20 protein-coding genes are annotated in these 19009 nt (G+C 73.4%); 14 read left to right on the top strand and 6 right to left on the bottom strand.

Annotation, left to right across the window (positions count from 1 at the left end; genetic code table 11):
* Positions 1 to 33 precede the first annotated feature (33 nt).
* From ACIGAQ_RS33070 to ACIGAQ_RS33060, 3 genes are all read left to right on the top strand, one after another.
* Complete coding sequence (locus ACIGAQ_RS33070; RefSeq protein ID WP_399789551.1) at positions 34 to 1686, top strand: tetratricopeptide repeat protein; 1653 nt, start codon at positions 34 to 36, stop codon at positions 1684 to 1686.
* Positions 1683 to 3299 (top strand): nickel transporter, encoded by a 1617-nt coding sequence (locus ACIGAQ_RS33065; RefSeq protein ID WP_399789548.1) that lies wholly within the window; start codon positions 1683 to 1685, stop codon positions 3297 to 3299. The genes ACIGAQ_RS33070 and ACIGAQ_RS33065 overlap by 4 nt, the downstream gene beginning before the upstream one ends.
* Before the next feature lie 79 nt (positions 3300 to 3378).
* On the top strand, positions 3379 to 5010 hold the full coding sequence (locus ACIGAQ_RS33060) for a serine/threonine-protein kinase (protein ID WP_399789545.1): 1632 nt from the start codon (positions 3379 to 3381) through the stop codon (positions 5008 to 5010).
* A gap of 4 nt (positions 5011 to 5014) precedes the next feature.
* On the opposite strand, the gene ACIGAQ_RS33055 is transcribed toward ACIGAQ_RS33060, so the two are convergent.
* Positions 5015 to 5821 (bottom strand): SGNH/GDSL hydrolase family protein, encoded by an 807-nt coding sequence (locus ACIGAQ_RS33055; protein WP_311683960.1) that lies wholly within the window; start codon positions 5819 to 5821, stop codon positions 5015 to 5017.
* Positions 5822 to 6156: 335 nt separating this feature from the next.
* Between ACIGAQ_RS33055 and ACIGAQ_RS33050 the strand changes: the two genes are divergently transcribed.
* From ACIGAQ_RS33050 to ACIGAQ_RS33025, 6 genes are all read left to right on the top strand, one after another.
* Positions 6157 to 7362, top strand: coding sequence for a S8 family peptidase (locus ACIGAQ_RS33050; protein WP_362278964.1), 1206 nt, complete (start codon positions 6157 to 6159; stop codon positions 7360 to 7362).
* A gap of 473 nt (positions 7363 to 7835) precedes the next feature.
* Positions 7836 to 8657: a glycosyltransferase family 2 protein gene (locus tag ACIGAQ_RS33045; protein WP_399789541.1), complete on the top strand. Its 822-nt coding sequence runs from the start codon at positions 7836 to 7838 to the stop codon at positions 8655 to 8657.
* A complete protein-coding gene (locus ACIGAQ_RS33040) occupies positions 8654 to 9643 on the top strand; it encodes a glycosyltransferase family 2 protein (protein ID WP_311683954.1) in 990 nt (329 codons plus the stop codon). The genes ACIGAQ_RS33045 and ACIGAQ_RS33040 overlap by 4 nt, the downstream gene beginning before the upstream one ends.
* A gap of 22 nt (positions 9644 to 9665) precedes the next feature.
* Positions 9666 to 10439: a polysaccharide deacetylase family protein gene (locus ACIGAQ_RS33035; RefSeq protein WP_362279100.1), complete on the top strand. Its 774-nt coding sequence runs from the start codon at positions 9666 to 9668 to the stop codon at positions 10437 to 10439.
* A gap of 75 nt (positions 10440 to 10514) precedes the next feature.
* The gene (locus tag ACIGAQ_RS33030; protein WP_399789538.1) at positions 10515 to 11609 is read left to right on the top strand and encodes a DUF5925 domain-containing protein; all 1095 of its coding nucleotides are present in this window, start codon (positions 10515 to 10517) and stop codon (positions 11607 to 11609) included.
* A 33-nt stretch (positions 11610 to 11642) separates the two neighbouring features.
* Complete coding sequence (locus tag ACIGAQ_RS33025) at positions 11643 to 12413, top strand: DUF72 domain-containing protein (RefSeq protein ID WP_399789535.1); 771 nt, start codon at positions 11643 to 11645, stop codon at positions 12411 to 12413.
* A 48-nt stretch (positions 12414 to 12461) separates the two neighbouring features.
* Here the strand turns inward: ACIGAQ_RS33025 and ACIGAQ_RS33020 are convergent, their stop codons facing one another.
* On the bottom strand, positions 12462 to 12830 hold the full coding sequence (locus ACIGAQ_RS33020) for a GntR family transcriptional regulator (RefSeq protein ID WP_399789532.1): 369 nt from the start codon (positions 12828 to 12830) through the stop codon (positions 12462 to 12464).
* Positions 12831 to 12902: 72 nt separating this feature from the next.
* Between ACIGAQ_RS33020 and ACIGAQ_RS33015 the strand changes: the two genes are divergently transcribed.
* Together ACIGAQ_RS33015 and ACIGAQ_RS33010 are read left to right on the top strand one after the other, a co-directional pair.
* Entirely contained in the window at positions 12903 to 13829 is a 927-nt protein-coding gene (locus tag ACIGAQ_RS33015; RefSeq protein WP_399789529.1) for a GNAT family N-acetyltransferase, read from the top strand.
* Positions 13810 to 14310, top strand: a complete 501-nt coding sequence (locus tag ACIGAQ_RS33010) for a DUF402 domain-containing protein (protein WP_399789526.1) — start codon at positions 13810 to 13812, stop codon at positions 14308 to 14310. The genes ACIGAQ_RS33015 and ACIGAQ_RS33010 overlap by 20 nt, the downstream gene beginning before the upstream one ends.
* A 54-nt stretch (positions 14311 to 14364) precedes the next feature.
* Here ACIGAQ_RS33010 and ACIGAQ_RS33005 read toward each other — a convergent pair whose 3' ends face one another.
* Positions 14365 to 14973: a class I SAM-dependent methyltransferase gene (locus ACIGAQ_RS33005; protein ID WP_399790115.1), complete on the bottom strand. Its 609-nt coding sequence runs from the start codon at positions 14971 to 14973 to the stop codon at positions 14365 to 14367.
* Positions 14974 to 15133: 160 nt separating this feature from the next.
* On the opposite strand from ACIGAQ_RS33005, the gene ACIGAQ_RS33000 reads away from it, so the two are divergent.
* Positions 15134 to 15268, top strand: coding sequence for a hypothetical protein (locus ACIGAQ_RS33000; RefSeq protein WP_311683940.1), 135 nt, complete (start codon positions 15134 to 15136; stop codon positions 15266 to 15268).
* Between the two features lie 25 nt (positions 15269 to 15293).
* On the opposite strand, the gene ACIGAQ_RS32995 is transcribed toward ACIGAQ_RS33000, so the two are convergent.
* Entirely contained in the window at positions 15294 to 15743 is a 450-nt protein-coding gene (locus ACIGAQ_RS32995; RefSeq protein ID WP_399789523.1) for a GNAT family N-acetyltransferase, read from the bottom strand.
* A gap of 181 nt (positions 15744 to 15924) precedes the next feature.
* Here ACIGAQ_RS32995 and ACIGAQ_RS32990 point away from each other — a divergent pair, with 181 nt between their 5' ends.
* Positions 15925 to 17001 carry a lytic polysaccharide monooxygenase gene (locus tag ACIGAQ_RS32990; protein WP_399789520.1) on the top strand — a complete coding sequence of 359 codons (1077 nt, stop codon included), beginning with the start codon at positions 15925 to 15927 and terminating at the stop codon, positions 16999 to 17001.
* 67 nt (positions 17002 to 17068) lie between these two features.
* On the opposite strand, the gene ACIGAQ_RS32985 is transcribed toward ACIGAQ_RS32990, so the two are convergent.
* On the bottom strand, positions 17069 to 17929 hold the full coding sequence (locus tag ACIGAQ_RS32985; protein WP_399789517.1) for an esterase/lipase family protein: 861 nt from the start codon (positions 17927 to 17929) through the stop codon (positions 17069 to 17071).
* Positions 17930 to 18091: 162 nt separating this feature from the next.
* A complete protein-coding gene (locus ACIGAQ_RS32980) occupies positions 18092 to 18538 on the bottom strand; it encodes a MarR family winged helix-turn-helix transcriptional regulator (protein ID WP_311683933.1) in 447 nt (148 codons plus the stop codon).
* A gap of 94 nt (positions 18539 to 18632) precedes the next feature.
* Here ACIGAQ_RS32980 and ACIGAQ_RS32975 point away from each other — a divergent pair, with 94 nt between their 5' ends.
* Positions 18633 to 19007, top strand: a complete 375-nt coding sequence (locus ACIGAQ_RS32975; RefSeq protein WP_362278952.1) for a cupin domain-containing protein — start codon at positions 18633 to 18635, stop codon at positions 19005 to 19007.
* Positions 19008 to 19009: the final 2 nt, after the last annotated feature.

Genomic DNA, 19009 nt, shown 5'->3' with positions numbered 1-19009 from the left:
CATCCCGCCCCCAGATCCGACCGAGGAGAGGTCATGCCTCCGCGTACGACCGACAGCACACCGGACAGGTCCGGCGACCGGCCGACGTCACCGGACCCCGCAGCCGGGACCGACGGACCGGGATCCACGGAACGAACCGGGGGTGCGGCCGACGGAACGCCGGATGCGACTGAGGGAACGCCGGGCGCGGTCGACGGAACGCCGGGCGTGGAGGCGGAGTCGGGCGGCACCGAGGACGCGCACGGAGGCGCAGACACCAACGACACTGAAGACACGGAAGGCACCGAAAGCACCGGTGCCGGCACCGGCCGGCGCGTGGACGTGATGCGGCGGGCCGCCGTTGGGGGCCGGCGTTGGCGCGCCGCTCACCTCGCCGGGTGTGCCGCGCTGCTGGCTGTCGCGCTGACCGGTGGGGCCGTGGCCTTCGGGGGGACGGGGGGCGGGGGCACTGGGGCCGCCCCCGTGTCCGCCGCCGAGGTCCTGTCCCCCGGCGATCTCGCCCGGGGCGATCTCGACTCCGGCATCGCGTCGCTCCAGCGGCACCTGCGTGCCCAGCCGAGGGACTTCGGCAGCTGGGCCACCCTCGGCGTCGCCTACGTCGAGCAGGCCCGGACCAAGGGCGACCCCTCGCGCTACCCACAGGCCGAACGCGCGCTCCGGCGCTCCCTCGCCCTGCGGCCCGGCAACGACCAGGCCCTCGCCGGCCGGGCCGCCCTCGCCGCCGCCCGGCACGACTTCCCCGGCGCCCTGGCCCACGCCGACCGCGCCCTGAAGCAGAACCCCTACAACGAACGCGCCCTGTGCACCCGTATCGACGCGCTCGTCGAGCTCGGCCGTTACGACGACGCCGCCGAGGCCGCCCGGGCCGCCGACGACAAACGCCCCGGGGTGCCGGTCTTCACCCGGTACGCGTACGTGCACGAGCTGCGCGGCGACGTCCGCACGGCCCGCGAGGTGCTCCGGCGCGCCCTCGACGCCGCGAGCGCCCCCGCCGACGTCGCCTACGTCGCCACGGCCCTGGGCCAACTGGCCTGGAACCAGGGCGATCACGACTCCGCCCTCGGCCACTACGCCCGCGCTCTCGCCGCCGACGACGAGTACCTCCCCGCCCTGGAAGGCCGTGCCCGCGCGCAGGCCGCGCGGGGCGACCGGGCAGCCGCCGTCCGGGGCCTCGAACAGGTCGTCGCACGCTCGCCGCTGCCCGGCCCGCTCGTCGCGCTCGGCGAGCTGTACGAGGACCGTGGCGGCGACGGCGACCGGGCCAGGGCCGGTGACCAGTACGCCCTCGTGGACGCCTGGACGTCCCTCGCCCGGGCGGGCGGTGTCAACGCCGACCTCGACGCGGCCCTGGCCGCCGCCGACCACGGCGATCGCAAGGCGGCCCTGCGCGCCGCCCGCGCCGAGTGGGACCGCCGCCGCAGCGTGCACACCGCCGACGCCCTCGCCTGGGCCCTGCACGTCAACGGCCGGGACGACGAGGCGCTGCCGTACGCCCGCCGGGCCACCGCGACCGGCTACCGCAACGCGGCCTTCCTGTACCACCGCGGGATCATCGAGCGCGCCACCGGGAACGAGCGCGCGGCCCGCGAGCACCTGAAGGCCGCGCTCGACCTGAACCCCGGCTTCTCGCCCCTCGGCGCGCGCGAGGCCCGTACCGCACTCGACGACCTGGAGGGGAACCGGTGACCGTGCGCCGGCTGTTCGCGTCCGGCGCCGCCGTCCTCACGGCCGCCTGCGCGCTCACCCTGCTGCCCGCCGCCACGGCGAGCGCCCACCCGCTGGGCAACTTCACCGTCAACCGCTACGACGGCCTGGTCGCCGCGCCCGGCGAACTCCGGGTCCGGCACGTCGAGGACCTCGCGGAGATCCCCGCGACCCAGGCGAAACCCGACATCGAGCGCCTCGGCATGGCGATGTGGGCCCGACAGCGGTGCGCCACGGCCGCCGAGGACAGCCGCGTCACCGTCGACGGCCGCGCGGTGGCCCTGACCGCCGAGCGCAGCCACGCGCGCGTGCGGCCCGGGCAGGCGGGGCTCGACACCCTCCGGGTGGAGTGCGCGCTGACCGCTCCCCTCCCCCCGGACCGGGAGTCCGTCTCGCTCGGTTTCCGCGGCGCGGGCGCTTCGTCCGGGCCGGGCTGGCGCGAGATCACGGCCCGCGGCGACCGTATGACGCTCACCGCGTCGGACGTGCCGAAGGCGTCGGTCTCCGACGAACTGACCCGTTATCCGGAGGAGTTGCTGTCGTCCCCGGCCGACACGGCCGCCGCGGCGCTGCGGGTGCGCCCGGGCGGTCCCGCCCTGGCCGAGGAGGAGTCGGACGCCCCCGCCGCCTCGGTGCTGCCACGGGGCGCCGACCGCTGGACGCGCGCCCTGGACGAGCTGGTCGCCCGGCACGACCTCACCGCCGGCTTCGCCGCCCTGGCCCTCGGCATCGCCGTGGTCCTCGGCGCGCTGCACGCGCTCGCCCCCGGCCACGGCAAGACCATCATGGCCGCGACGGCTGCGGCCCGGGGCGGCCGGGCCCGGATGAAGGACGTCCTGCCCATGGCCGCCTCGGTGACGGTCACCCACACCCTCGGCGTGGTCGCCCTCGGCCTCCTCGTCACGGCCGGCTCGGCGGCGGCCCCCTCGGTGATCGCCTGGCTGGGCGTCGCAAGCGGGATCCTGGTGACCCTGGCGGGCGCGAGCCTGGTCCGCCGCGCCCTGCGCGCCCGCGCGCACACCCACGCGCACACCCACGCGCACGCCCCCGGCCACGCACACGAGCACGGGCACGGGCACGGGCAGGACCCCGACGATCACCACCACCCTCACGACCACAGCCACAGCCACGACCACGACCACCACGACGACCACACCCACCCGCACGACCACACCCACCCACACCCCCGTCCCCACCCCCACACGGTCGAGCACACCCACGGCGGGTTCACCCACAGCCACCCCGTCGCCCCGACCCTGCGCGGCACGATCCTCATGGGGTTCGCCGGCGGGCTCGTGCCCAGCCCCTCGGCCGTGGTGGTGCTGGTCGGCGCCGCGGCACTCGGGCAGGCCTGGTTCGGCCTGCTGCTCGTCGTGGCCTACGGCGTGGGTCTGGCCCTCACCCTCACCGCCGCCGGGTACGCGGTCGTCAAGGCGGGAAGCGGCATGACCCGGCTGCTGGACCGGCGGCCCCGCTGGACGGCGGGCCCGACGGCGGCCCTCGTGCGCCGGACCGCCCCCCTCGGCTCGGCCTTCGCCGTCGTCGTCCTCGGGGCCGGACTCGTGTGCAAGGGGGCGGCATCCGCACTGGGCTGAGTTACGTTCGTGAGGAAATCCGACGTCCTGGGGAAGACAGACCTCAGAGAGATTCCGCCCGGCTGCGAATGGGGGCGCCGTGTCCGAAGAACCGGGCCATGAGCGGGTGATCGCGGGCCGCTACCGGCTCCTGGCACCGCTCGGCGAGGGCGGCATGGGCACGGTCTGGCGCGCCCGCGACGAGCTGCTGCACCGCGAGGTGGCCGTCAAGGAGGTGCGCGCCCCGGCCGGGCTCGGGGGCGACGACGTCCAGCGGATGTACGCCCGGCTGGAGCGGGAGGCGTGGGCGGCGGCCCGGGTCACCAACCGGAACGTGGTCACCGTGTACGACGTGGCGACGGACGAGGGCCGGCCCTGGGTCGTCATGGAGCTGGTCCGCGGCCTGTCCCTGGCCGAGGTCCTGGACGCCGAGGGGCCGCTGTCACCGCAGCGGGCCGCGCACGTCGGCGCGGAGGTGCTGGCCGCGCTGCGGGCCGCGCACGAGGCCGGGGTGCTGCACCGGGACGTGAAGCCGGCCAACGTGCTGATCGCCAACGACGGCCGGATCGTGCTCACCGACTTCGGCATCGCCATGGTGGAGGGCAGTTCGGCGCTGACCATGACCGGGGAGGTGATCGGCTCGCCCGAGTTCCTCGCCCCGGAGCGCGCGCTCGGGCGCACGCCGGGCCCCGAGTCCGACCTGTGGTCGCTCGGTGTGCTGCTGTACGCGGCGGTGGAGGGTCACTCCCCCTTCCGCCATGACACCCCGTTGAGCACCCTGCGCGCGATCGTGGACGAGGAGTTGCCGCCGCCGTACCGGGCCGGTCCGCTCGCCCCGGTGATCGAGGGGCTGTTGCGCAAGGACCCCGAGCAGCGGCTGCCGGCCGAACGCGCCGAGCAGGAGCTGCGGGTGATCGGGGCGGGCGGTTCGCCCCGCGCGGACACCGTGCGGGCGGTGCCCTTTCCGCCGACCGTGGCGGGTCACCGGGAGCCCTCCCCGACGCCACCGATGGCCTTCCCGGGACAGCCGGCGGCCGCGGGCTCGGGCGTGACGGCGCCGGTCGCCCGCCGGGAGCGCGACCGGCGCACCGGCCGGGTGCTGGTCGCGGGCGTGGTCGCGCTGGCACTCGCGGTGGGCGGGCTGACGTACGCGCTGCTGAACGACGGGGGCGGCGGCGGGGACGGCGACCGGGGCGCGGGGGCGAGCACACCCGCCGGGACACAGGACCCGCCGCGGAACACGGGCAGCGGGAAGTCCAGTCCCTCGCCGACACCGAGCGAGAGCGAGCGGAGCAGTCCGCCGCCGCAGTCGGTGCGGGTCGCGCTGGCGGGCTCGCGCACGGACTACACGGGCCCGTGCCCGCCGCAGCAGGCGCGGGCGCCGAGGTTCACGGCGACGCTCACGGTGGGGCGTTTGCCGGCCGAGGTGCGCTACCGCTGGGTGACGCAGGACGGCTCGGTGCTGGACGGGGGCTGGAAGACGGCGTCGTTCCCGGAGGGCGGCGGCCGGACGAAACAGGACGCCGTGACGGTCACGACCGAGGCGCGGTCCGGCACGTTCGAGAACGAGATCGCCGTCGAGGTGCAGGAGCCGGTGCGCACGACGTCCGAGTCGGTGCCGTTCTCGATCACGTGCGAGACGGAGACCCCGTCGGGCGGGGTCTCCCCTTCTCCTTCGGGCACGGGGCCGGACGCGGAGGAGGACCCGGACGGTGGGTCCGGGTCCGGTTGAGCGGTCAGTCGTTGGCGGTGAGCACGGGCAGGTAGCCGCCCGACTGGCCGGGGGCCTTCGGGTGGTAGGACTCGCCGATGTTGAGCCAGTTGACGCTGTGCAGCCAGGAGTCGCCGGAGCAGATCTCGTGACCGGTGAAGGTGGAGCGGACGTCGCCGAAGACGAAGCCATGGCTCGCGGCGCGCTTGCCGATGGCGGTGTTCAGGTGGTCGGAGGCGTCGTTGATGGCCTTGCGCTTGGCCTCGGACAGCCCGAGGCACGTGGCGCCGAGCTTGTAGAAGCGGGGGTAGCCGAGGACGACGACCCGAGCGCTCGGTGCCTTGGAGCGGATCGCCGAGTACACGCTGTCGAGCTTGCCGGGCAGCGTGGAGTCGACGTACGCGCGGGCGGTGTTGATGCGGGAGATGCAGGCGCTGTCGGACTGGGTCACACAGGTCGTCATGACGTCGGCGAACCCGGCGTCGTTGCCGCCGACGCTGACGGTGACGAGGGCGGTGGCGGTGCTGAGCGGGCCGAGCTGTCCGGAGAGAACATCACCCGTTCGGGCGCCGGAGCAGGCCGTGAAATCGAAGGTCGAGGGTGAGTGGGCGGCGGCCCAGAGGTAGGGGTATGCCTTCGTGCTGCGCTTGCAGTCGCCGCTGGAGCTGATGTAGCTGCCCGCTCCGACTCCGGAGGAGTAGGAGTCACCGAGGGCCACATAGCCGCCAGTTGCGGCGAGTGAGGACGCCTGCGCCGTGGCTGCCCCGGTGAGGGCGGTGCCGACGGCGAGGAGGAGCGAGCTCACGAGGACGACAAATCGGGAACGTCTCATGGAACCTCCCTTTAGCAGGATCTCTGCCACAACCGTCGTAGCAGCTACGCGTGTTGACAGGAAGTGTCCATGCCAAGTCTGGAGACCTTTTCCACGGCACGTGGCGCGTTCACCGCGCTCCTTGTCCGGTATTCAACCTCGCCTGTTTCGTGTTCATGACAGATTTGTTGATGGCTGTTCAACTCCCTTGTTCTACGCCGGTAGATGGTCGACGCTTTACTCCGGCCGGGAGCGGAACGCGACGCTCCCCGGCCGTGTGCGCGAGCACGCGCACATCCCCCACATGACGCGCGCCCCACCCAGGCGCGCGCCGCCTAGAGGAGGACTCCCTCGTAATGGCACAACTGCGTAGCAAGAGACTCGGATCCGCCGTCGTCACGCTGTCGGCGACCGCCGCCCTCGTCGGCGGCCTCACCGCCCTCCCCGCCCAGGCCGCCCCCGCCGAGGGCCGGGTGCTCGCCGCGGACTCCCCGGCGGCGATCAAGGACAGCTACATCGTCACGCTCAAGAAGAGCGCGGGGCTGAAGGCGTCCTCGGCCGCGGGCAAGGGCCTCGTCAAGGAGTACGGCGGCACGGTCGAGAAGACGTTCGGCGCGGCACTGAACGGCTACTCCGCCGAGCTCTCCGCCACCGAGGCCCGGCGGCTGGCCGCCGACCCGGCGGTGGCCTCCGTCGAGCAGAACCAGCGCGTCTCGCTCGCCGCCACCCAGACCAACGCCCCCTGGGGCCTGGACCGCATCGACCAGGCCTCGCTCCCGCTCTCCGGCACCTACACCTACCCGGACAGCGCGGGCAGCGGCGTGACGGTCTATGTGATCGACACCGGTGTGCGCATCACCCACCAGCAGATCAGCGGCCGTGCGGCCCACGGCTACGACGCCGTCGACGGCGACACCAACGCCTCCGACGGCAACGGCCACGGCACCCACGTGGCCACCACGATCGCGGGCTCGACCTACGGCGTCGCCAAGAAGGCGAGGATCGTGGGGGTGCGCGTGCTGAACAACAGCGGCTCCGGCACCACCGCCGGCGTGATCGCGGGCGTCGACTGGGTGACGCGGAACCACTCCGGCCCCTCGGTGGCCAACATGTCGCTCGGCGGCGGCGCCTCCACCAGCCTCGACACGGCCGTCCGCAACTCCATAGCCAGCGGCGTCACCTACGCCGTCGCCGCCGGCAACAGCAGCACCACCGCCTCCTCGTCCTCCCCGGCCCGGGTCGCCGAGGCGATCACGGTGGGCGCCACCACCAGCACGGACGCCAAGGCGAGCTACTCCAACTACGGCTCGGCCCTGGACATCTTCGCGCCCGGCTCCTCCATCACGGCCGGCTGGCACACCAGCGACACCGCCACCAACACCATCTCCGGCACCTCGATGGCCACCCCGCACGTCGCGGGCGCGGCGGCGGTCTACCTGGCCGGCCACACCGCCTCCACCCCGGCCCAGGTCGCCTCGGCCCTGGTGGGCGGCGCCGTGACCGGCAAGGTGACGAGCGCGGGTTCGGGTTCGCCGAACCGGCTGCTGCAGCTCGTTCCGTAAGCACGAACACCTGAACGACCGTTCCCCGTCAGGCATGACACGCCTGTCGGGGAACGGCCGTTTATGGGGCGGGAACCTGTCAACTTGTGCCCCACAAAGCGCCTCACGCAACGACCAAACCAACAAAAACGTGAGGTGCCGTTCCAGGTCTTGCCATACGGGTTCAATCGTCAATACCGTCATACATCTCACCCGCATCGGTCCGTCAGTACGCGGCTCTAGGGGAGGGCTCAAGGACCGCGACGTACCGGCGCGGGGCGCGGTAGGGGGGTGCCGTGCTCGGTGACCGCAACGGTCTCCGGGCCGTGCCGCGCGGTCGGCTGCCGTTTTCCGGGGGTCGGCCAGCTTTGCCAGCTCACCCGGCGTGCCGAAGGTCCATCTCGGCCTGCCCCGGGTGAGAACCCCCCTTTCGAACCGGACTGGATCCGGACTGCCCTGGGGGGGCGGTCCACCGGACGAGAGGGACCAGACTCATGAGCTCAGTTCTGCAGCCGGCCGTGACGGAAGAGCATCCGCCGACCGCAGCCAAGTACCGGCCCGTCTCCTCGCACCTGGCGATAGCCCCGCCGGTGAGCGTGGTCATCCCGGCCATGAACGAGGCGGAGAACCTTCCGTACGTCTTCAAGACCCTGCCCGACTGGATCCACGAGGTGGTCCTGGTCGACGGCAACTCCACCGACGGCACCGTCGAGGTGGCCCGCGAGCTGTGGCCCGAGGTCAAGGTGGTCGAGCAGCGCGGCAAGGGCAAGGGCGACGCCCTGATCACCGGCTTCCAGGCCTGCACCGGCGACATCATCGTGATGGTCGACGCCGACGGTTCGGCCGACGGCAGCGAAATCCTCTCCTACGTCTCCGCCCTGGTCTCGGGCGCCGACTTCGCCAAGGGCTCCCGCTTCGCCAACGGCGGCGGCACCGACGACATGACCTTCATCCGCAAGCTGGGCAACTGGGCGCTGTGCACGGTCGTCAACCGCAAGTTCGGCGCCCGGTACACCGACCTGTGCTACGGCTACAACGCCTTCTGGCGGCACTGCCTCGACAAGATCGACCTGGACTGCACCGGCTTCGAGGTCGAGACCCTGATGAACATCCGGGTCGTCAAGGCCGGCCTGAAGGTGCAGGAGATCCCGAGCCACGAGTACCTGCGCATCCACGGCACCAGCAATCTGCGGGCCGTGCGCGACGGGCTGCGCGTGCTGCGGGTGATCCTCCAGGAGCGCTCCAACCGCCGGGCGCTGCGCCGCCGTTCGGCACCGTCGCCGATGCTCGACGCCGTCCGGGGAGAGGCGCGTTGAGCGGTCCCGACGTCTCCGTCGTGATCTGCGCCTACACCGAGGACCGCTGGGAGGACATCCTCGCGGCGGTCTCCTCGGTGCGGGCGCAGTCCCGGCCGGCCCTGGAGACGCTGCTGGTCGTCGACCACAACCAGGCCCTGCTGGACCGTCTCGACAGGGAGTACAAGGAAACCGACGAGGTGCGGGTGCTCGCCAACGCGGGCCCCCGCGGCCTGTCCGCCGGCCGCAACACCGGCATCGCCGCCGCGCGCGGCGAGATCGTGGCGTTCCTCGACGACGACGCCGTGGCCGAGCGCGACTGGCTGCGGTACTTCGCCGAGGCGTACGAGGACCCCCGGGTGCTGGCGGTCGGCGGGCGCACGGTGCCGGTGTGGGCGTCGGGGCGGCGCCCGGACTGGTTCCCGGCGGAGTTCGACTGGGTGGTGGGCTGCAGCTACCGGGGCCTGCCGCGCGGCCGGGTCCGGGTGCGCAACGTGCTGGGCGGCAACGCCTCGTTCCGGCGCAGCGCCTTCGACGCGGCGGGCGGCTTCGCCACCGGCATCGGCAGGGACGGCGACAAACGCCCCCTGGGCTGCGAGGAGACGGAGCTGTGCATCCGCCTCAGCCGCGCCCGGCCCGACGCGGTGCTGCTGATCGACGACCGGGCCGTCATCCACCACCGGGTGCCCGCGGCCCGCGAGCACTTCCGGTACTTCCGCACGCGCACGTACGCCGAGGGCCTGTCCAAGGCCCTGGTGGCCCGGAGCGTCGGCGCGGACAAGGGCCTGGAGTCCGAACGCCGGTACGCCACCCGGGTGCTGCCGGCCGGGGTGGCCCGGGGGCTGCGGGACGCCCTGCTGGCCCGGCCCGGGGGCGCGGGGCGGGCGGGCGCCATCGTGGCCGGGGTGCTGACGGCGGCGGGCGGGTACGTCGTCGGCAGCGTACGGGCACGCCGCGGCGGCACCACCTTCCAGGTGCCCCGGGTGGAGGTGGCGGCCCGTGAGTGACGACGCCCGGGTGCCGATCCTCATGTACCACGCGGTCGCCACCGACCCGAACGAGGCGACCCGCGCCCTGTCCGTGACCCCGGAGGCGTTCGCCGGGCAGATGGCGGTGCTCGCCGACCGGGGCCTGACCCCGCTCACCACCGCCGATCTCGCGGCGCGCTGGCGCTCGGGCCGCCCGCTGCCCGACCGGCCGGTCCTCGTCACCTTCGACGACGGCTACGAGGGCGTGCACCGGCACGCCCTGCCCGCCCTCGCCAAGCACGGCTTCCCGGCCACCCTGTTCGTCTCGACCGGGTGGCTCAGGGGGCCGTACGACACCGGGGGCGGCCTGGACACCATGCTCGACTGGGACCAGGTCCGGGAACTCGCGGCGGCGGGCGTGGAGATCGGCGGGCACAGCCACAGCCACCCGCAGCTCGACCAGGTCTCCGACGCCACCCTGCGCTTCGAGCTGATCCACTGCAAGGAGATCGTCTCGGATCAACTGGGCACCGTCCCGGCCTCGTTCGCCTACCCGTACGGCTACTCCAGCCGCCGGGTCCGGCAGGCGGTGCGCGAGACGGGCTACGCGCAGGCCCTCGCCGTCGGCAACGCCCTCGCGCGCCGGGCGCAGGGGCCGTACGCCCTGCGGCGGGTGACGGTGCGGCGCAGCACGGGCGTCGAGGAGTTCGAGCGGCTGGTCGAGGGCCGGGCGATCGCCCGGACGTTCGCCCGGGACCGGGCCCTGACCAAGGGGTACGCGATGGTCCGCAGGACCCGGCAGGCGCGCCGGCTCCTCCCCCGCCCGGGCGGCTGACCCGCGTGCGGACGGCCTGCCGCGTGCACCCGGAAACCGGGTGCACGCGGCGCGCCCGTGCCGGATCATGGCGGCATGTCTGACAACCCGCACGAGGCGCTGCCGATCCGGCTCAACGTCGACGACTCCGACTCCCCGTCCGACGTCGTCGACGCGCTGTTCCTCGGCCGCTTCGCGACGGGCGAGCAGCCGTACTCCCACGCGGCGAACATCGACCGTGTCCGCTCCGGCGCGACCCTGCTGCCGTCCGGCGCCCGGCTGCTGCGCGTCGCCCGGGACGACGACCGCAGCGCCACGCTGGCGGAGGGCGACGGCTGGACGCTGCTGGTCTCCCGCTGGAACCGGGGCGCCGACGTCACGGTGACCGCGACCAGCGCGGAACTGGCGAAGAAGGTTCTCGACCAGGCCACGGACGGCGCGGCGGACGAGCCCGAACCGCAGCCGGAGAACGTCACGATGGGCTTCTGGTACGTCTCGCCGCGCCGCGGCCCGCACCGCACGACCCGCCAGATCGCGGCGGGCACCTGGGACGAGGTCCGGCCCAACTACACCGCGCCCGTGGCCGACGCCATGGACCGGCTGATGAAGACGACCCCCGAGGACATCGCGGGCCGGCTGCTGTTGCTGCACGGTCCGCCGGGCACCGGCAAGACCTCGGCGCTGCGCACGCTCGCCCGGTCCTGGCGTGACTGGTGCCAGGTCGACTGCGTGCTGGACCCCGAGCGGCTCTTCTCCGACGTCGGCTACCTCATGGACATCGCCATCGGCGAGGAGGACGCGACGGGCAAGGGCCGCTGGCGGCTGCTGCTCCTGGAGGACTGCGACGAGCTGATCCGCGGCGAGGCCAAGCACACGGCGGGCCAGGCCCTGTCGCGGCTGCTGAACCTGACCGACGGTCTGCTCGGCCAGGGCCGCAACGTCCTGGTCGGCGTCACCACCAACGAGGACCTGGAGCGCCTGCACCCGGCCGTCGTGCGCCCCGGCCGCTGCCTCGCCCGGATCGAGGTGGGCCCGCTGACCCGCGCCGAGGCGGTGGGCTGGCTGGGCCGCGAGGAGGGCGTCGGCCGCGAGGGCGCCACCCTGGCGGAGCTGTACGCGCTGCGCCGGGGCACGTCCCCGACCGCCCTTCCGGAGCCGCGCGGGGGCGTGGACGCGGGCCTGTATCTGTAGGAGGTCACCGCCCGCCGGTGTTTTCATGGGGCTATGACCCTGTTCGTCGGCACGTCCGGATGGCAGTACAAGGACTGGCGGGACGTCCTCTATCCGTCCGGGCTGCCGATGCGGCTCTGGCTGGAGGAGTACGCGGGGCATTTCGCCACCGTCGAGATCAACAACGCCTTCTACCGGCTGCCGGCCCGGGAGACCTTCGAGGACTGGCGCGGCCGGGTGCCGCCGGACTTCGTCGTGGCGGTCAAGGCGAGCCGCTATCTGACCCACATCAAGCGGCTCAAGGAGCCCGAGGAGCCGGTGCACCGGTTGATGACCCACGCCGCCGGCCTCGGCGACCGCCTCGGTCCGGTCCTCCTGCAGCTCCCGCCCACCCTGCGCGCCGACCCCGGTCTGCTCGACGCCTGTCTGGCCTGCTTCCCGGCCTCGACGCGGGTCGCGGTCGAGCCCCGCCACGACTCCTGGTGGACGCCGGAGGTCCGCGCGGTCCTGGAGTCCCGGCGTGCCGCCCTGTGCTGGGCCGACGTGCTGGCCCGCCCCGCGACGCCGCTGTGGCGCACGGCCGACTGGGGCTATGTCCGCTTCCACCAGGGCCGCGCCCACCCGTGGCCCCGGTACGGCCGCCGCTCCCTGGCCACCTGGCTCGACCGCATCGCCACGACCTGGCACGCCGGCGAGGACGTCTACGCGTACTTCAACAACGACCCGGGCGGCGCGGCCGTGGCGGACGCGATGGCGTTCGCCCGGGCGGGGAGGTCGGCGGGCCTGGAGATCACTCGCACGCCGGAGCACCTGGTCCGCGCATGACAGACGCCGACCCGCCGGGCGTTCCTGAGCGCTCCTGAGCGCGTCGCCTTATCCCCCGTAAGCAGCCCGCAGGGCGTCCCGTACCGCGGCGAGGGCCGCGTCCTCGTCCTGTCCCAGCCGGCGGGCCCGCTCGACGTACGTCTGGGCGGCGGCCGCCAGCTCCCGCTCCGCCGCCACACCGGCGGCGGCCACGAAGGTGCCGTTGCGGCCCCGCGTCTCGATCACCCCGTCCGCCTCCAGCGCGCGGTACGCCTTGGCGACCGTGTTCGCCGCGAGGCCCAGCGACTCGGCCAGCCCGCGCACGGTCGGCAACCGGTATCCCACCGGCAGTTCGCCCGAGCGCGCCTGCTCGGAGATGCGCGCCCGGACCTGCTCGTACGGCGGGGCGCTGTCGTCGATGTCGATCTTCAAGGTCACAGGGCCGATTGTCCCGCACGGGACGGAAAATGAGAGGCACGCGGGGCACGCCTCCACGTAACGTGCGCCCCCATGACCGTGATCGTGCGCGACCTGCGACCCGATGTCCGAGCCGACGCCGAGGGGTTCTCCACCACCCGCCGCCTCGCCCTCCCCTACATGCTCTCCACGCCCGAGTCCGTGGTGCACACCCTCACCCACGCCCACCCGGACGCCCACTTCACCCAGCTCGTCGCCGAGCAGGACGGGGAGATCATCGGCACGGCCCAGGTCAGTGTCGCCCACGACAGCACGGAACCCGGCCAGGGCTCCGCCAACATCTACGTGCGTCCCGACCGCAGGCACCGCGGCGCCGGTTCCCTCCTGCTGCGCACGGCCGAGGAGCGACTCGCGGCGCTGGGCGTCACCAAGCTGTTCGCCTGGGTGCTGGACGAGCCGGAGAACCGCGCCTTCGCCGAGCGGCACGGCTTCCGGGCCAGCCGGTCCGCCTACTTCCTCCGCCTCGACCTGACGTCCGGCACCCTGCCGCCCCGCCAGGACCCGCCGCCCGGCGTGGAGCTGCGCACCGCCGCCGACTTCGCGGCCGACCCGCGCCCGCTGTTCGAACTCGACGCGGAGGTCGTGAGCGACGAACCCAGTGACATCGACGTCGAGTTCACCGACTACGAGGCGTGGCTGGACGAGAACTGGCGGCACCCGCTGCTGAACCGCGACCTGACCGTCGTCGCCGTGGTCGGCGGCCGGCCGGCCGCCTTCAGCGTGGCCCACACCGACGGCACCCGCTACGGCACCGCCATGACCGGCACCGCCCGGGAGTTCCGCGGCCGGGGCATGGCCAAGCTCGCCAAGAACGACTCCCTGCACCGGGCGCGCGCCGCGGGGTACACGGAGGCGTTCACCGGCAACGACACGGGCAACGAACCGATGATCGCCATCAACAAGTGGTTCGGCTACGAGGTCGGCGCGACGGAGGTGCGCTATGTCCGCGCACTCGGCTGACCGTCCCGCGCGGCTGGACGTGGTGCTCGTCAAGGCGGGCCGCACGAAGATCCGTTACCCGGGCGAACTCCTGGCGGACGACGGCACGCGGGTCACCGTCCGTGCCCCGTGGGCGGGCTCCGGGGTCCGTGACTTCGGCTTCGTCCGCTTCGAGCCCGGGGACGTCTTCACCGAGTACTACTGGCGCGACCGCTGGTACGCCATCAAGGAGGTCCGCTCCGCCGCGGGCACGCCGAAGGGCTGGTACTGCGACGTGACGCGCCCGGCCGCGCGCTCGGGTGCCGAGCTGGTCGTGGAGGACCTCGACCTGGACCTGTGGTGCTCGGCCGACGGCACGGACGTACGGCGGCTGGACGAGGACGAGTTCGCGGCGAGCGGCCTCGCCGAGGCGGACCCCGCAGCGGCGCGGGCCGCCCTGGCCGCGCTCGACGAGCTGGAGACCCTGGCCCGCGGCGGCGGCTTCACCACGCTGCCGGCCTGACCGCACCCGCCGCACCCACGCGACGAGCACCGCGCGTCCGCCCCCGGGGCCCGATCAGGGCACCGGCGCGACCACCGCGTACCGCTCGTCCGTCACCTCCCCGCCCCACAGCCGCGCGTCGTCCGACAGCCGCTCCACGCGCACCTGCCCGGCGATCGGGGTGAGCAGACCGGTGAGCCGCTCCGCCGGTATGCCCACGGGGTGCGCGCTCCCCCACACGCCCTCGACCAGCACGAGCCGCCCGCCCGGCCGCAGCAGCCCGTACCAGCGGCGCAGGACGCGGGCCGGGTCGGGCAGGGTCCACAGGACATGCCGGACCAGCACGGCGTCGAAGCGCTGCTCACCGACCGGCGGTGCCGCCGCGTCACCGACCAGGAACACCGCGTCACGGCCGGCCAGTTTCTCCCGGGCGAGCCGCACCATCGCCGGGGAGAGGTCCACGCCCGTCACCCGGTGTCCCTGCTCGGCGGCGAGCAGGGACAGGCTGCCGGTGCCGCAGCCGAGGTCGAGGACGTCGCCCGCCCGCCCGGGCAGCCAGCCGCGCAGCCGATCCGCCCAGGCGCGGCGCACCTCGGGGTCGCGCAGCCCGTGGTCCGGCTGCTCGTCGAAGACCGCGGCCTGCGCGTCCCAGTCCACGGCGCCGCCGGTGTCCGCCGAGGTCATGGCGTCACTGTCGTTCGTCACGGGCCCAAGGGTGACACCCGCCACTGACACTCGATTCGTGACTGCGGCCACAGACAGACCAGGAGCGATGAGGAACTCTCCCCCGAAAGGTCTACCTCCGTGAGAACGCGGAACCCGGTAGAACCTGAAGGAGGCAGCCATGCGCCGTACGACCGTGCAGAAGCCCCTGAAGAAGACGGACGTCCGCCGGATCCGCGAGGAGGCCGACGAGCGCCCCGCCGGGCGCCCGGAGGTCCGCAAGGACATCGCGCGCACCTGGTGGCCGGACGGCTGACCGCCCGGCGCGCCCGTGAGACGTGTCAGAGCAGTCGCTTGCGGTAGTGGATCCGGTCGTAGGGACCGTCGACGCGGCGCTCCACCGGCCGGTAGCCGTACTTCGGATAGATCTCCTGGTTCTCCCACATCAGCGCGTTCGTACAGAGCCTGACCTCGGGCAGGCCCAGGGCACGCGCGCGTGCGTCCACGAAGCGCAGCAGCCGCCGCCCCACTCCCCTGCCGTGCGCCGCGGGGTGGACGGCGATGGTGTCGAGGAAGAGGTGGTCCTCGAACGCCTCGACGACCACCAGACCGAGCACCGGATCCCCGGTCACGAAGACCCGGCCCGCGGCCACGTTCGCCGCGTGGTCCTCCCGCATGGGCTGCGGCACTTGGCCGATGCGCTCGATGTAGGGGCGGAAGGCCGCGTCGATCACCTCCGCGACGGCCGGTACGTCGGCGGCGCCGGCCGGCCGGATCTCCTCGTCGGTCATGCCGTGACGGTATCTACCTGATGCCAGTCTGAGCACTCCCTTAACGCGACCATAAGGATCTCCTCCACCCGCCCTCAGCAGGCGATTTCCCGCTCCTCGGGGCCTAGCTTCGGATCACCCCACGGGATTCGGCCCGTTCGGGCCCGGCCCAGATCCACGCACCGTTTCGAGGAGTTCCCGCATGCCCGCACGCCGCACGGCAGCCAGCGTCGCCACCCTCGGCGCCCTCCCGCTCGCCCTCACCGCGCTGTCCGCAGGCCCGGTGGCCGCGCACGGTTCGATGGGCGACCCGGTCAGCCGGGTCTCGCAGTGCTACGCCGAGGGCCCCGAGAGCCCGAAGTCGGCCGCCTGCAAGGCGGCGGTGGCGGCGGGCGGCACCCAGGCCCTCTACGACTGGAACGGCATCCGCATCGGCGACGCGGGCGGACGCCACCAGCAGCTGATTCCGGACGGCAAGCTGTGCAGCGCGAACAACGAGCAGTTCAAGGGGCTGGACCTGGCCCGCGCCGACTGGCCCGCGACCACCGTCAAGAGCGGACCGCACACCTTCAGGTACCGCGTGACGGCCCCGCACAAGGGCACCTTCAAGGTGTACATCACCAAGCCCGGCCACGACCCGGCCAAGTCGCTCGCCTGGGGCGACCTCGACCTGCAGAACCCGGTGGCGACGTCCACCGACCCGGTGGCCACGGGCGGCTTCTACACCTTCTCCGGCAGCCTGCCCGAGCGGTCCGGCAAGCACGTGCTGTACGCGGTCTGGCAGCGCTCGGACAGCCCTGAGGCGTTCTACTCCTGCTCGGACGTCAGCTTCGGCGGCGGGGGCGGCGCGTCGGCCGGTGACGGTGCGTCGGCCGGTGACGGTGCGTCGGCCGGTGACGGTGCGTCGGCCGGTGACGGTGAGTCCGCCGGCGGCGGCGCCGCTCCGGCTCCGTCGGCCTCCGCCCCCACGGAGGAGCAGATCGAGCAGGGCAACGACAAGTCGACGATCGAGCACGGCGGGCACGGCGACGACGACCCCAGCACCTCGGCGGAGCCCGCCGCGGCCCCGCGGGACACCACCGCGGACGAGCCGGAGGCCGCCGCCGCTCCCAACGAGCCGAAGGCCGCGGGTGCCACCGCCGGCCTCGCCGAGACGGGCGGTGACGGCAGCACCCCGTTCGTCGCGATCGGCGGCGCGGCCGCGCTGGCGCTGGGCGCGTCGGCCCTGTTCCTGTCGGCCCGGCGCCGGGCGGTGAGCGGCGGCCGCCACGGCCGCTGACCTCAGGGCTCGGGGCCTGTCCGGCGGCTCAGGCCGGACAGGCCCCGAAACGTTTCCCTGACACGTGTCACTCGAATGCCGAAGCACAGGTGGTGGGCGTGGCGCGGCCCGGGTCGAGGGCGTTGGCCACCTCGTGGAAGGCGATCCGGTCGAACAGCCCGACGGCCACGTGCTCGGACAGGTCCAGCGGGCACAGGTCCTGGAGCAGGACGTTGCGCACGCCCGGCCCGCTCAAATACTGACTGCGCCACGGTGTGACGACCTCGTCGTACTTGGTGGCGATGACGGTGTAGCGCACGCCGGGGACGGTGTCGCCGCCGGCGTTGAGCTTCGTCAGGAAGTCGGAGCCGGCGACCTGGTCGGCGAGGGCGGGCGCGTTCCTGGACAGCAGGTCGGCGGCGCCCGGGAAGTAGGGCAGCAGGTGCGTGAAGCCGTTCAGGTCCGTGCCGTGGTTGCTGGGCGCGATACCGACGAGGGCGTTCACCTTGGCGGCCCCGCCGAGGAACCGCAGGTACCAGCGGGGCATCATGCCGCCCTGCGAGTGGCCGACGAGGTCGGTCTCGGCGGCGCCGGTCGCGGCGAGCACCCGGTCGACGAAGTCCCTCAGCTGCGCGGCGGACTTCTCGACGGGTCCGAGCCCGTGGAAGAAGGGGACGCCCTCCAGCTGCCCGTAGTCGAGGGAGAAGACGCAGTAGCCGCGGACCTTGAGGTAGGGGGCGAGGCCCAGCCAGTTGTCGACGGAGTTCCCGAGGGTGCCGTGGACCAGGACGACGGGGCGGGGATGGGCGGCGGAGGGCTTGCAGGAGTAGTCGTTCCAGCCGGAGCTCGAAGCGCCGGAGGCCTGGGCGGTGGTGGCGGGGACGGTGACGGCCGCGGCGGTCAGCAGCAGCGCGGCCAGGGGTCTGAGCACTCGTTTCCAGGGCAGCATCGGGTGATCTCCTTGCGGCTCAAGGGAGGTGCGACGGCACGACGCCCTGTGATCCGGATCACGGGATGCTGTTCACTCGTCAAGTTACGGGCGAGTAGTCAAACTGGGAAGTTACGCGTCAGCAAAAACTCGTGGTGGCAGCCGGCTCCGCACGGCCCGCCTTCACCAGGTGGGCCGCACGGGCCCACGGGGCGCGATGCGCGGCAACTGCTCGCGCAGGGTCCGCAACACGGGCTCCCCGAGCACGTCCTCCCACTCCCGCACGGCCTCCGCGGCCGCCTCCTCCGCCGCCCGGGTGCACTCCCACCCGCGCCCGGTCAGCACGATCAGCCGCGCCCGGGCGTCCCCGGGGTGCGGCCGCCGCTCGGCGTATCCCTTGCGGACCATCTCGTCGACGAGCTGGCTCGCCGCCTGCTTGGTCACCCCGAGGTGGACGGCCAGATCCGTGACCGTCGCGCCGTCGGGGGCCAGCCGGGCGAAGGCGAAGCCGTGCGCGGGCCGCAGCCCTTCGAAGCCGCGCGCGACGACGCCCTCGTGGATGCGGTGCGTGAGCCCGCCGGCGGCGGCCAGCAGGGCGGCGGACAGGGCCATGGCCTCGGAGTTCTGCACCCACGCATTGAAACACCCTTGACGGGATGGTCAAGCTGCTTGACCATATAGTCAAGTAGATTGACCATCATCGCTCCCGTACCCGGAGGCCGCCATGCCCGTCGTCCGTTCGTCCGAGGCCGTCACCCACGAGATCCACGGCGCCCGCTTCGTCTCCCACGCCACACCCCGCAGCGGCAGCAAGGAGCTGTGCGCCTGGCGCGGGGAGATCCCCGCCGGCCTCAGGGCACCGGCGCACACCGTCGACCGGGAGGAGATCTTCCATCTGCTCGACGGCGAGCTGCTCATCACCCTGGACGGCCGCACCGAGCGCATCACGGCGGGCGACACCGTGATCGTCAACCCCGGTGCCACCCTGACCGTCGAGAACCCCACCGACCGGACGGCGTACTCCTGGGTCACCACCTCGATCGGCCTGGAGGCACGGCTGGCCGACGGCACCCGCATCGCACCGCCGTGGGCCAACTGACC

This window comes from Streptomyces sp. NPDC085932, from assembly GCF_044540525.1.
GTDB lineage: Bacteria > Actinomycetota > Actinomycetes > Streptomycetales > Streptomycetaceae > Streptomyces > Streptomyces levis.
Note: the sequence above shows the minus strand (reverse complement) of the source record. Positions and strands in the feature narration are given on the sequence as shown.